The organism is Mycoplasma sp. CSL7503-lung (genome assembly GCF_025515455.1).
Classification (GTDB): Bacteria; Bacillota_I; Bacilli_A; order Mycoplasmatales; family Metamycoplasmataceae; genus Mycoplasmopsis.
Map to the genome: position 1 here is coordinate 18,712 of NZ_JAOPHP010000009.1, position 14,679 is coordinate 33,390.

General features: G+C 28.9%; 8 protein-coding genes. 3 read left to right on the forward strand and 5 right to left on the reverse strand.

Going from position 1 to position 14,679, the window contains the following annotated elements; all coding sequences use genetic code 4:
* Positions 1-271: 271 nt before the first annotated feature.
* Entirely contained in the window at positions 272-3,922 is a 3,651-nt protein-coding gene (gene rpoB, locus N9R85_RS01840; RefSeq protein ID WP_262858331.1) for a DNA-directed RNA polymerase subunit beta, read from the forward strand.
* On the forward strand, positions 3,915-8,354 hold the full coding sequence (locus N9R85_RS01845) for a DNA-directed RNA polymerase subunit beta' (protein ID WP_396888745.1): 4,440 nt from the start codon (positions 3,915-3,917) through the stop codon (positions 8,352-8,354). The genes rpoB and N9R85_RS01845 overlap by 8 nt, the downstream gene beginning before the upstream one ends.
* A gap of 45 nt (positions 8,355-8,399) precedes the next feature.
* Here the strand turns inward: N9R85_RS01845 and N9R85_RS01850 are convergent, their stop codons facing one another.
* Genes N9R85_RS01850 through N9R85_RS01870 form a run of 5 tightly spaced genes read right to left on the reverse strand, consistent with a single transcriptional unit; the run spans position 8,400 to position 13,197 of the window.
* The gene (locus N9R85_RS01850; protein ID WP_262858333.1) at positions 8,400-8,909 is read right to left on the reverse strand and encodes an adenine phosphoribosyltransferase; all 510 of its coding nucleotides are present in this window, start codon (positions 8,907-8,909) and stop codon (positions 8,400-8,402) included.
* A gap of 23 nt (positions 8,910-8,932) precedes the next feature.
* The gene (infB, locus tag N9R85_RS01855) at positions 8,933-10,738 is read right to left on the reverse strand and encodes a translation initiation factor IF-2 (protein WP_262858334.1); all 1,806 of its coding nucleotides are present in this window, start codon (positions 10,736-10,738) and stop codon (positions 8,933-8,935) included.
* Positions 10,714-11,025: a YlxR family protein gene (locus N9R85_RS01860; RefSeq protein ID WP_262858335.1), complete on the reverse strand. Its 312-nt coding sequence runs from the start codon at positions 11,023-11,025 to the stop codon at positions 10,714-10,716. The genes infB and N9R85_RS01860 overlap by 25 nt, the downstream gene beginning before the upstream one ends.
* Positions 11,000-12,757, reverse strand: coding sequence for a NusA N-terminal domain-containing protein (locus tag N9R85_RS01865; RefSeq protein WP_262858336.1), 1,758 nt, complete (start codon positions 12,755-12,757; stop codon positions 11,000-11,002). The genes N9R85_RS01860 and N9R85_RS01865 overlap by 26 nt, the downstream gene beginning before the upstream one ends.
* Before the next feature lie 8 nt (positions 12,758-12,765).
* Positions 12,766-13,197, reverse strand: a complete 432-nt coding sequence (locus N9R85_RS01870) for a ribosome assembly cofactor RimP (protein ID WP_262858337.1) — start codon at positions 13,195-13,197, stop codon at positions 12,766-12,768.
* A 235-nt stretch (positions 13,198-13,432) separates the two neighbouring features.
* On the opposite strand from N9R85_RS01870, the gene N9R85_RS01875 reads away from it, so the two are divergent.
* Entirely contained in the window at positions 13,433-14,524 is a 1,092-nt protein-coding gene (locus tag N9R85_RS01875; protein WP_262858338.1) for a M42 family metallopeptidase, read from the forward strand.
* Positions 14,525-14,679: the final 155 nt, after the last annotated feature.

The following is a 14,679-nucleotide window of genomic DNA, read 5'->3' on the forward strand; positions in this document are numbered from 1 at the left end:
ATAAATATTATTATTAATTTTTTTTAATTTAAAAATAAAAGATTAAAAAACAAAAAATACTTTTATACCTTATTCGTAGGGGAAAAAGTATTTTTTTTCATAATTTTTGTTATTGCAATATGTTATTTTCAATAAAAAATAAATCCTATATATACACTATTTTTATTAATTACCAAATATTTATTAAAATTTATTTTAAATTGTGCTATAATTTCAATACTTTTAAATATAAGTAATAAAAGTCATTTTGCAATTAATTTGGAGGAAATAAATGGTTGTCGAAAACGATAAAAATAAAAAATATACAATTCGTAAATTTGGTCCCAAAACTTTAAGAAGAGATTATTCTATTACAAAAAAATCTCTTCCGTTATTTGATATTTTAAAAATAAGCAAAGAAAGTTTTGCACAATTTATTAAAAATGGTATTCAAGATTCTCTTTTAGAAATTTACCCTATTACAGCTGGTAAAATGAAATTAGAATATGTTAAAGGTTCACTTGAAATTGAGTATCCATACAAAAAAATTACAAGTGAATGAGATGAAATAAATAAATGTAAAACTAAAGGAATTAACTATAGTTTTAAAATTTATGCAACATTAAAAGTTGAAAATATTGAAACAGGTCAGTTAAAGAGTGAAAAAGTTCTTTTAGGAGAAGTTCCACATATGACTTCAGGTGGAAGTTTTATTATCAATGGTTCTGAAAAAGTTATAGTTAGTCAGTTGATTCGTTCACCCGGTGCATATTTTGGTCTTGGTGTTCGTAATAAACAATCTGATGATTTGTTCAATAAGTTAGAAATACTACCAAGAATAGGTTCATGATTTGAAGTATCACATAAAATTACTTCTAACTCAATTGACTCTGTTAAGGTAAAAGTAGATAAAAGTAAAAATATTTCATTACCAACCTTTCTAGGTTCATTTGGATTTACACCATCAATGATGTTTAAACTTTTTGGTGAGACAGAATTATTAAAAGAAACATTAAAGAAAGATAAGATTTTAAGTAATAGTGAATTAACTCAAGAACAAATTATTGAATTAACTCAAGAAGAAATATTTAAAACAATTAGAAAAGGTGATAGAGATACAATAGAAGCTAAAAAATCTCTTTTACCTTCTATGCTTTTTGATAAGAGAAGATATAACTTATCGAAAACTGGTCGTCATATGTTAAATAAAAAACTTTCACTAGTTGATCGTATAACAAATACATATTTAGCAGAAGACATTGTAAACAAAGACGGAGAAGTTCTTTATCAAAAAGGAATTTTAATAACTTTAAAAATTGCTAAAGATATTCAATCGTTATTTGACACAAAAATTTTAAGTAGTAAAAAAATTGAAAACATTGATCCAGAACATGTTTATCATAAAATTTATAGACCTGAAGGTTTAAATCTTTATGGTCAACAAGTTGGTAATCCAGAACTTAGAAAACGTATCAAGATAATAAGAGTTAAGGTTTACCCAAGTAAAAAATGAATGAATTTAAAACCAGAAGAACCAGTTTTAGTTATTGGTAATGATCCTCAATCAACAGAAACACATTTATTAATCTCTGATATTGTAGCTGCAATTAATTACTACTTTAACTTAACATGCGGTGTAGGTTCAGACGATGATCCGGATTCATTGATTAACAAACGTATTGTTTCTGTTGGTGAATTATTAGAAGCTCAAATTATGATCGCTCTTTCTAAGTTAGAAAAAACAACCCGTGAACGCATGGGAGCCAAAGAAACTGAAAAAATAACAGCTAAAAATGTTACAAATAATAAATTGATAACAAATCAAATGAAAACTTTCTTCAACTCTTCAAAACTTTCTCAATTTATGGATCAAATAAACCCACTTGCTGAAGTTTCTAATAAACGTCGTGTAACTTCTTTAGGTCCTGGTGGGCTTAGTCGTGATACTGCACAATTTGAAGTTCGTGACGTTCACGCAACACACTACGGAAGAATTTGTCCTATTGAGACACCTGAAGGTCTTAATATCGGTCTTATACTTAACTACGCAACATTTGCTCAAGTAGATGATTTAGGTTTTTTAAAAACTCCATATTTTAAAGTTAATGATGGTGTAGTAGATTATGAAGATGTTCGTTATTTAACTGCAGCTGAGGAAATTGGGTATTCTTTTGCTCAATCTTTAGTTAAAATTGATGATAATAATAAAATAGTGAGTGAGTCACTAACAATTAGACGTGATTATAACTATTTAATTGGAACACCAAAAGACGTCGATTTTATTGAAGTTTCTTCAAAACAAATGGTTTCAGTTGCTGCTGCCGGGATTCCTTTCTTAGAAAATGATGATGCTAACCGTGCACTTATGGGTTCAAACATGCAACGTCAAGCTGTTCCGTTATTACAAACTGAAGCTCCGCTTATCGCAACGGGAATTGAATCCGATATTGCTAAATATTCATCATATAATTTAACAGCTAAAAATGCTGGTGTTGTAACATTTGTAGATAGCTCAAAAATTCATATCAAAAGAGATGAAACAGGAGTTACCGACAAATACATGTTAAGAACTTTTGAAAGAAGTAACCAAGGTACAATCATACATCAAAAACCAATTGTTAAATTGAATGATAGAGTAGAAGTGGGCGATTTACTTACAGATGGTTCATCATTTAAAGACGGAGAATTGTCATTAGGTAAAAACGTTTTAGTTGGATTTACAACATGAAATGGTTATAACTTCGAGGATGCTATCATTATTAATGAACGTCTTGTTAAAGAAGACGTCTACACATCTATACATATTGAAGAGCATATAATTCAATTTAGAAATTCAAGAGCAGGAAAAGATGAATTAACCCCAAATATTCCTAATGTTTCTAAATATGCAATTAGAAATTTAGATGAATACGGAATTGTTAAATTAGGTTCTGATGTTAATCCTGGTGATGTTTTAGTGGGTAGAACATCTCCAAAAGGAGAAGAAAATCCTTCTCAAGAGGAAAAACTTTTAAATGCTATTTTAGGTACAAAATCATTAGCTTACAAAGACACATCATTAAAAGTTAAAAACGGACACGGAGGAACTGTTATTGATATCCAAGTTCTTTCTAAGGAAAATAACGATGTTTTAGAAGAAGGTGTAGAAAAAATAGTTAAAGTTTCAATCGCTCAAAAACGTAAATTAAAACCAGGTGATAAAATGGCTGGACGTCATGGTAACAAAGGGGTCGTTTCTATTATTTTACCTGTTGAAGATATGCCATACTTAGAAGATGGTACACCACTTGATATTATGTTAAATCCACAAGGGGTTCCTTCTCGTATGAACATTGGTCAAATTTTAGAGTTGCACTTAGGTATGGCAGCTAGAAAATTAAATGTTAAATTTGTTACTCCATCATTCGATGGTGTTAAAAAGCCTGATATTGAAGCTGCTCTAGAAGAAGCAGGTTTAGATAAATCGGGAAAACAAACATTAATAGATCCTATTACAGGTAGAAAATTTGATAAACCAGTTTCTGTTGGTGTTATGTACATGCTTAAACTTAACCATATGGTTGATGATAAGATGCATGGTCGTTCAGTAGGTCCATATTCATTGATTACACAACAACCATTAGGGGGTAAATCTCAAAATGGTGGTCAAAGATTTGGTGAAATGGAAACATGAGCTTTAGAATCTTATGGTGCAACAAATGTTTTACAAGAAATATTAACTTATAAATCAGATGATATACAAGGTAGAAATGCTTTATATAGTGCTTTAGTTTCAGGTAAAGAATTACCTAAACCTGGTACACCAGAATCATTTAATGTTTTAAGTTATGAGCTTAAAGGTTTAGGAATGAAATTAGAAGTTTCAGAACAATCATTAGATGAGTACGAAAACGAAAATGAGTACGATATGTTACAATTTGAAGCCGGAGGAGACAGTGAATAAAAATTCTAAAAATTATATTAACAAAATAACACTTTCATTAGCAACAAAAGAAGATGTTGCACAATGATCAAATGGTGAAGTAAGAAAACCTGAAACAATTAATTACAAGACATATAAACCAGAAAAAGATGGTTTGTTTGATGAGTTAATTTTCGGACCTGTTACTGATTATAAATGTGCCATTTGTGGTACAAAGTATAAAAAGACTGACGAAAATGATATATGTACTAAAACTCCTCAATGTGAAAAATATAAGCCTGTTATACTACCTAAAATTTCAAGAAGAAGTAGAATGGGTCATATTAAACTTCATAATCCTGTTGTTCACTTTTGATTCTTCAAAATAGATCACTCAATAATTTCTAAATTATTAGGGTTAAGAGTTAATGATTCAAATAAACCAGTTACAAAAGCAGATTTAGAAAAATTAATTTATTATAAATCACATATAGTTTTAGATAATGGTAATTTAAAATCTCTTAAAAAGAATACAATTATTGATATTAATGAGGCACCTAATATTTATCGTGCCGCACTTGAAGAAATGTTAACATTACAATATGATGATGAAGAAATTCTTCAAGATATTAAAGATACTTTAGATGAATTAATTGAAGTTGCTCAATCTGAAGATGGAAAATCATTTGGTGTTGATTTTTATCACTACAACGATTTAATCGAAGAATATACAACAGCAAAAATAGGAACAGGGTCAAAAGCAATTGAATATTTATTAGAAAATATTGATCTTGAAGAAGAGCGTAAACTTGTTCAATCTGAAATTGATAAAATTAACTTAGAAATAGGAAATAATTATGCCTCAAGTTCTAAGTTACAAGAAAGATCTAAATTATATAAAAGACTTACAATTATTAGTTCATTTATTAAGTCAGGTCAAAAACCTACAGACATGTTAATTTATAACTTACCTGTTATTCCTGCGGATTTAAGACCTTTAGTTCAACTTGACGGTGGTAGACATTCTACAAGTGATGTTAACGAACTTTACCGTCGTATAATAATAAGAAATAGTCGTTTGGAAAAATGAAATAATGCAGATGCACCTATGTTGATTAAGCAAAATGAATATCGTATGATTCAAGAAGCTGTTGATGCCTTAATTGACAATGGTAGAAAAAAACCAAATCCAGTTACTGCAAAAGATAATCAACCACTTAAATCAATTTCTGATGCTCTTACCGGTAAAAAAGGACGTTTCCGTCAAAACCTTTTAGGAAAACGTGTCGATTACTCTGGACGTAGTGTTATTGTTGGTGGACCTGAGTTGAGAATGCACGAAGTTGGTATTCCTCGTGATATGGCAGCAAAATTATTTGAACCATGAATTATCAAAGAATTAATAAATAATGAAGATAATATTACAAGTATTAAAACAGCTAAAAAATTAATTGAAAACTTAAATCCTATTATTTGAAAATATGTAGAAAAGGCGATTGAGGGTAGACCTGTTCTTTTAAACCGTGCTCCTACACTCCACCGTTTATCAATTCAAGCATTCCAACCTGTTTTAATTCGTGGAAAGGCTATTAAACTTCACCCACTTGTAACAACTGCGTTTAACGCCGATTTCGACGGGGACCAAATGGCCGTTCACGTACCGATTTCAGATCAAGCTGTTAGAGAAGCTAAAGAACTAATGTTAGCTTCAAAAAATATTCTTGGTCCAAAAGATGGTGAGCCAATCATTAACCCTTCCCAAGATATAATTTTAGGTTTATACTATTTAACAATAGAAAAACCAGGTGCTAAAGGAGAAGGTAAATTTTTCCCAACAATGGATGAAATGTTGTTAGCTTATGAAAGAGGAAATGTTACTCTTCATACAAGAGTTGTATTACCTATTAAAGCTTTAAATAAATCAAAAATGTTAGAAAAATTAACTGATAGACCGTATATTTATTCAACAGTAGGAAAATTTATATTGAATAATGTATTCCCTATTGATTTTGAATTTATTTTTGGTAAAAACATCGAACGTAAATACAAAGAGGAAAACGGTGAATTAAAAGTAGTTGGTGAAAAAGAAAATATTCATACTTCAAGCGTTAAAGAACAACTTGAAAGATACACTTTTGAATATGGAACAAACTTTATTGAAGAGTTAAAAAATAAAGAAGCAAATTTAAGCTTAACCAAAAAAGATATTGCTAAAATTATTAGAAAAGTATATGAAAACTATGTTCATGTCGTTTCTATGGAAGATATAGCAAAAGTTATTGATAAAGTTAATAGCATTAATTATGAAAATATGTTAGAAGAATGTTTAGCTTTAAAAGACTACAAAAATGATAGCATTCCAGAATCTCATGCAAATTTAATTAATAATTTTATAAAAGAAGAATTTGAGAAAATTTGATTCAAAACCAAGAAAACATTAACAAACGAAAATGTTACTTCAGGTATGCAAGAATATCAATGAGATATTACAAAATATACAGCTGTACTTGAAAAAGTGTGATTTAAATATACAAATATTGTAGCGTTTGTTCTTGATGCAATTAAAGACTTAGGATTTAAATATTCAACACTTTCAGGAATTACAATTTCAATGAATGATGTTAAAACACTTGAGTCCACAAAAGAAAAAATTGCAAAAGGTGATAAACATACACAAGAACTTAAAGAGTATTTTGAAAATGGATACTTAACTGATGATGAAAGATATAAATTAACAATTCAAAATTGATCAAAAGTTAAAGACGAAATTGAAAAAGAACTTAAAGAAGTTACAAAATCAGATTTAGATAACCCATTATTTATGATGATGAGTTCAGGTGCTCGTGGTAACGCTTCTAACTTTACACAGTTAGCTGGTATGCGTGGACTTATGAATAACAACACAAAAATACTTAAAGCCGATGCTGAAAATGATCGTGTTGTTCGTTCAACAATTGAAATTCCTGTTAAATCATCATTCCTTGATGGTCTTAGTGCGTATGAATTTTATTCATCAACACACGGGGCTCGTAAAGGACTTACAGATACAGCTCTTAACACAGCTAAGTCAGGATATTTAACACGTAGATTAGTTGATGTTGGACAAAGCATTGTTGTTCGTGAAAATGATTGTCACTCAGATTATGGATTCCCTGTTAAAGATATTAAAGATACCAAAACTGATACAGTTATTGAATCTTTATACGATAGAATTGAAGGTAGATATACAAACAAAGCAATTTATGATGATCATGGAAATGAAATAATTGGTGCAAATAAACTAATTACACCCGAACTTGCAGATTTAATCGTAAATGTTCATAAAAAAGAAGTTGTGGAAATTCGTTCAGTTCTATCATGTCATACACGTAATGGTGTTTGTCAACACTGTTATGGTAAAGATCTTGCTACAAATAGAGTTGTAAGTATTGGAGAAGCCGTTGGAGTTATAGCTGCTCAATCTATTGGTGAACCTGGTACACAGCTTACAATGCGTACATTCCATACAGGAGGGGTTGCTGGAGTTGAAGATATTACAGGTGGATTCGGTAGATTGATCGAACTTATCGATGCTTACGACTTCCCTTGAGGTAAACCGGCTGTTATTTCTACAGTTTATGGGAAAATTTCAAAAATAGAACAAGCTAAAAATAAAGAAACAGGTAAAGAAACAGATATTACAATAGTAACCGTTTCGCAAAAAAATTCAAAAGGTGAAGAAACACACGTGGATTACCATGGAAAAATTTCTCAAAAATTACGTGTTAAAAAAGGTGATTCAGTTACACCAGGACAAAAGATTTTTGAAGGACCTGTAATTTTAAATGAATTATTAAATGCAGCAGGACCAAGAGCCGTTCAAAATTATTTATTAAAAGAAACTCAAAGATTATATCGTTTACAAGGTATTACAATTTCAGATAAATATATTGAAATTATCATAAGACAATTATTATCAAAAATTATGATTATTGATACAGGAGATTCTAAATTCTTTAATGGTGCATTAGTTGATACATTTATTTATCAAAAAGAAAATGGGAAACTACTTGCACAAGGTAAAAAACCTGCGTATGGTGAAGTAAAAATTAAAGGTGCTAAACAAGTTCCGCTTTTATCTGATTCATGATTATCAGCTGCTTCTTACCAAGAAACTGCTAAGATATTAGTTAACTCTGCAGTAGGTATGAGGATTGATAAATTAGACGGATTAAAAGAAAATATTATTTTAGGTCACAAAATCCCGGCAGGTACAAATAGTAATTATGAATTAAAAGGTAAATATGATATTAGAGATCCTAAATCATACTTTAAAGAAAAATATGACCCAACAATTGCGTTAGGTCAAAATTTAGACGAATCAGATACTATTTATGATTTAAACGATATTGTTAGTTACAACTATGATGACAATCAATTAGAAACAAATCAAATGGGAGATGACTACGAATTCGAATTTGAACAATTTGAATAATCAAAAAAGACTCAGAAATTAACTGAGTCTTTTTTTATGAGAATTTTATACTTCAATTAATGAAACAACATCAATGTTTTCTCCGATTAATTGTCTACCATTTAAGTCTTTTAGTTCTAATAAAACGATAACTTTTGTTACTGTCACCCCTTGTGATTCTAAAAGTTTAATAATAGCTTTTGTTGTCCCACCTGTAGCAAGAACATCGTCAATGATTACGGCCTTTTGACCGCTTTTTACGAAACCTTTTTGTAATTCTAATTTATTACTTCCGTATTCTAAATCGTATTCCATTGAAATAACTTCACCTGGTAATTTATTTGGTTTTCTAACCATTATAAATGGTTTTTTTAGTATAGTTGCTGCTGGTGTTCCGAAAAGAAAACCTCTAGCGTCTGGACCGACAATAATATCAGCTTCTTTAGCATGTTCTGCTATTTTAGTAATTGTGTAGTTTAGTGCTTCTCCGTCAGCTAACAAAGGAGAAATATCTTTAAATATAATTCCTTCTTTTGGAAAGTTAGGGACGTCTCTAATTAATTTTTTAATTTCCATACTAATTAATTTTACCTTAATTTTTAATTTATTCTTACGTCTTCGTAAAATTCTAATACATCATCTTCTTCAATATCGTTGTAGTTTTTGATATGAGTACCAAAATCTTTTCCTTTTACAACTTCTTTAGTGTCATTTAATTCTCTTCTTAGACTATCTATAACACCTTCATGAATTAACTTACCTCTACGATAAACCTTAACTTTAGATTTTTCTTTTACTAAACCTGTATCCATCATTGCTCCGGCAATTTTACCAACTTTTGAGTAAAAGAACACTTTTATAATATGAGCTTCACCAGTTTTACGTTCTTCATAAATAGGAGCTTTTTCTCCGTCGAGCATTGCTTGACAATCTTCTAAAATTTTATAAATAACACTATGTTCTATAATTGTAATATTTTGAGCAGCGGCATTTTGTTTAATTGTAGAAGGAGTTTTTAAATTAAAAACGAATATTATTGCATTTGATGCTTGAGCTAAAAGTAAATCACTACCACTAACATGACCCGCACTAGCTGCAATAACTTTTATAGTAGCTTCCTCGTTTTCCATATTTGATAATTGACCTTTTATAGCCTCACTTGTACCATGAACATCACTTTTAATAATTACGTTTATGACTTTTTTACCTTCAGCATTTATTGCTTCTACATTTTTGTGATGCAATAAGTCCATTTTATCAGCGAAAGCCTTTTCGTTAGCCAATTTTTTAGCAAATTTTTCATCATTAAATCCGATAAATTTATCACCAGCATCAGGAGCGTAATTCAATCCTGTAATAACTCCCGGTTGCCCTGGTTCAATTTTTTCAATTTCTAAACCATTTGCGTTAGTTATTTTTCTGATTCTACCATATTTTGAACCTGCAACAATAAAATCACCTTTGTATAAAGTACCATTTTCAACTATAACTGTTGATACAGCACCAGCACCTTTATCTATTTTAGATTCAATAACAGTACCTATTGGATATCTTTTAGGGTTTGCTTTAAGATCTAATATTTCTGTAAGTAATGTAATTTCGTCAAATAAGTCTATTAATCCTTCACCTTTAAGAGCTGAACCATATACTATTTGAACATCACCACCGTATTCTGGTACTATAACTTCATGTTCTGCTAATTCACCTTTAAGTCTATCTAAATCTTTATTAGGTTTGTCCATTTTATTAACAAAAACAATCAAAGGAACGTTGGCTGCTTTAGCGTGTGTTATTGCTTCTACTGTTTGTGGCATAACTCCATCGTCGGCAGCAACAACCAATATAATAATATCTGTAACTTTTGCACCACGAGCACGCATTTTTGTAAATGCTTCATGACCTGGAGTGTCTAAGAATGTTATTTTTTTATCTTTATGTTTAATCTGATATGCACCTGTATGTTGTGTTATACCACTTGATTCGGTTTCGACAACATTTGTGTTTCTAATTTTGTCAATTAATGTTGTTTTACCGTGGTCAACGTGACCCATTACTGCAATTATGGGGCTACGATTTATTAAATCTTCTTCTTTATCTTCAAAATTAACTTCATCTAAAAAGTTAGATCCATCAATATTAGTTTCTTTTTGAAAATCTAAATTATTTTCAAGACATAATTCAGCGATTTCTTCTTCATCTAAAATGTGATTTAAATTATACATTTTACCTGCCATGAAGAATTTTTTAATAATTTCGTTTGAATTAATTTTTGTTACTTCTGAAAAATCACTTATAGACATTTTACCAGTAAAAATAAATTTTCCATCTTTGATTTCAGTTTTTGTAGTTTGTAATTGTTGTTTAATGTCATTAACATTACTTATTCTTTGTGTTTTTTTAGCCATAAAAAGACCTCCTTTAATTCTTGCTCTATTTCAATGTAATTATCATTTGAAATATTGCTTTTAAAAACTCTATTTAAAGCTTTTGTTTTTTTGATTTTATTTCAGTTTTCTTCTGAGGGTATAAAATATGCCCCACGTCCATTTAGCTCTTTTTTTAAATCTAAAGTTACATGATTTTTATTTTTTAAATAGTTAAATCTAATTAAATTTTTTACATCTACTATTTGATTTGTTATAATGCATTTTCTTGAGAAATTATGATTAATTTTCTTCTTTTTCTCAATCATCGTTAAATTCGCTTAAATCAAGATCTAAGCTTAAACCACCGTAGCTAACTAAATCATTGTCAACAGTAAAATCTTTGATTTTTTTGTATTCTTCAATAACTTTTTTCTTATTTTTATTAGCGGTATCGTTTGTAGATTTTCTTAAATTATCGTCACTAAATTCAAATTCATCTTCAGTTGTTTCTGAATCAGACATATCTTGATCGTAATATTTACCTAATTCGCTAACGAAATCATAAGAATCGCTATTTTCTTCTTGAAATTCAGAAGTGTCTTCTAATTTTGATTCTAATTCAGAAAATACATCATCAAAGTTTAGTTGTTTATTAGATTTATCTGCTCTTTTTGTCTTTTTATTAGTTTCTTTTTCGTTAGTTATTTCTTTTTCTTCCATAGATCTTGTAGATCTTAAAAATTCACTAACATCTTTATCAAACTCTTCAAATTTTAAATCTATATCTTTAAAGTAATTATTTGATCTAGATTTTTTGTTTACAGTCTTACTTTCACTATGTGCAAATAATGGTTTATCATATTCTCTTGCTGGTTTATACCCTGATTGATTAAATGGAATTTTTCTTTTTATAGCTTCATCAACCGCGATAATATTAATTATATTTTCAGTTAGTTTAGAAGCTAAATCGTTATTAATACCACGTTTACCTATTGCGATTGTTATATTATCCGCATCAACAATAGCGAAACATTTACCAGTTTTTTTGTGTATTGCAACATCTATAATTTTTGCAGGAGATAATGCGTTTATAATGTAATCTTTTCTATTTTCTGAATATCTAATGATATCTATTTTTTCTCCTAAAAGATTAGAAGCTGCAATAATTCTTTTTGCACCTTCACCAAAAATAGATCCTATTATATCGAAATCAAAATTTTTATCTGGGTTTGGCATAACAGCAACTTTAGTTCTTAGTCCTGGTGCTCTTTGCACTTTTTTGATTATAATGTCACCGTTAGCAATTTCAGCAATAGTTTCTTTTAAAATATTTTCTACTTGTTGAGGTTTAATCATAGATACTTCTAAAACATTTAAAGTACTATCATAATTCACTTTTTCAAGAATAACCTTAACTGAAGAACCAGGATGTAATTCTCTAATTCTTGTGGCTTTATTTCTATTTAAATGTGATGTGTATACATTATTTTCATCGTCTAATATTTCTACTAGAAAACCACCTTTTGGTAAAGCATGCTTAATTTTACCATCAAATTCTTTTCCTATTTTGTCACCAAATACTTCTCTAATTCTTTCTTTTTCTTTTGATTTTAATTCAGATTTAAAACCGTTATTTATTGCTGTTTTTTGTCTTTGTGTTAAAGAATTAAAGTTAAATTCAATACTTATGTTATCACCATATTTAACGTTAGGATTTAATTTAATAGCATCTTGGTAATTCATGCTGATTAATCTTTGTTGGTCGAAGTTCAAGTCGTTATTATCATCAAAATCAATTTCAAAATCTTCTTCTTCAACACTACCAGCAACATTATAAATAGTAATTGTTTTTTCTTCATGATTTGGTTCTCAAACTATTTGAGCATCTGGGTCGATATCTCTTTCAAAAACCTTTTGAGTTTCATTTCTAAAAAGTTCCAAAACTACATCGAAACTAAAGTGATGCTTATTTGCATAATTTTCAACTATTTCATATCAAATCTTTTTTTCTGAAATTAATTTAAGATCTTCTTTATTTTTTGTATCTTTTCTTGCCATATTTTCCTTTAATATTTAATATATAATTCAGCGTTTAAAATATCTTTTTTCTCAAATTCAATTTTTTTGAATTGTCCTTTTTTGTTTCAAGATGCTATAAAACTATCTAATTTATCTTCAAGTATTTTTACAACAAAAATATCTTGCCCGAAATATGATTTTTTAAGTTTTAAAGTTACATCTTTATTAATAAATTTATCTAATTGATCAATGTCGATATTAGTATCAAAACCTTTAGATAAAACCTCTAAGTAGTGGTTATCTGTAAATCATTTTTGAGTTTCTAAAAATAATGATATTTTTTTAGAAAGTGTTTCTACATCCTTAAGGTTTGTGTGATTTACAGTAACTTCTAAAGTTGGCCCAAAATCATTTTGGATCATTTTTGCTTCCAAAATAATATCACCAAACTCACCTATTAATTTTTGTTTATAGTCCATAAAACTCCTTTAAAATAACAAAGAGCTGTGCATAGCACAACTCCTTTTTTATTGTATAACTAACTAGAAGTAATATTATTATATCATAAATACTATATTTTAAAAAGTAAATGAAGTTTAACTAATTTAAAAAATGAGTGGTTATTTTTTTAAATTAAATATAAATTTTGTTCATTAAGTTTAAAATTATATAGTATATAAAAATAAAGTGTAAAATTTATTAAAAGGAGAAAATATGGATAAAAAATACGAAAATTTAGCTCAAAGACTTAAAAAATATATGTCAATTGAAGCGATATCAAGATTTGAGGAACCGGTTGTTGATGAATTAAAAGCAAATATTAAAAAAGGTGCTTTTGAAATCAAAAGAGATAAAATGGGTTCTGTAATTTTCTTTAAAAAATCTAAAAAAGAAAATGCACCAAAAGTTATGTTAGCAGCTCATATGGATGAAGTTGGTTACATGGTTAGAACAATTAAAGATAATGGTAATTTAATGGTTACACCGATTGGTGGTGTATGAGCAAACACCGCTATAGGTACAAGAGCAGTTGTTATTTCTTCAGAAACAAACGAAAGGTTTGAGGGTGTTTTTGGACATACAAGCATTCATATTCAAACACCTGAAATGTATAAATCAGCAGTAAAAAATGATGATTTATATGTTGATTTAGGTTTTAAATCTAAAGAAGAAGTTGAAAAAGCTAAAATAAATATTGGTGACAAAATTTTCATGACTGGAGAATACGTAGAATTAGCAAATAATTTAGTTGGTGGTAAAGCGATGGATAATAGAGCAGGAGTGACTATTTTAGAATTTGTTGCAAATAATATTGCTGATCTAGATTTAGATGCAGATGTTTATTTAGTTGGTACAGTTCAAGAAGAAGTTGGAACTCGTGGTGCTAAAACATCAGTTTCGATAATTAATCCTGATGTTGCGTTTGCTGTTGATACTGGAGCAGCTCATGATACAACAGGTGCAAAAGAAGGTACACCTGTTTTAGGTAAAGGTGTAAGTATTTTAGTAAAAGATTCTGGAACATTACCTGATCCAAAATTAATTAATTATTTAGATTTAATTTCAAAGGAAAAAGAAATTCCTACCTATAAATATGTAGCAGGTGGCGGAGGTACTGACGCTGCAGAATTACAGTTTGCTCCTGGAGGTGCTGCAGTAATGACTATCTCAATTCCTCAAAGATATTTACATAGCCCTATAGGTGTTGCTTCTTTATTAGATATACAAGCAACGATAGATTTGATGACAGAATTTATTAAATCATATTCTAAAGAAACTCACGAAGAAAAATTATCTTATAAATAAAAATAAAAACTCACATTGTTTGTGAGTTTTAAGTTAGGTGAAAAAAATTTGACACTCCAAAATAAAGGAGTGTTATTTTTATGTCCAAACATTTTACATTTGAACAAAAAGTTAAATATTGCAAAATTATTGATCAAACCGATTTTAAAACAGCA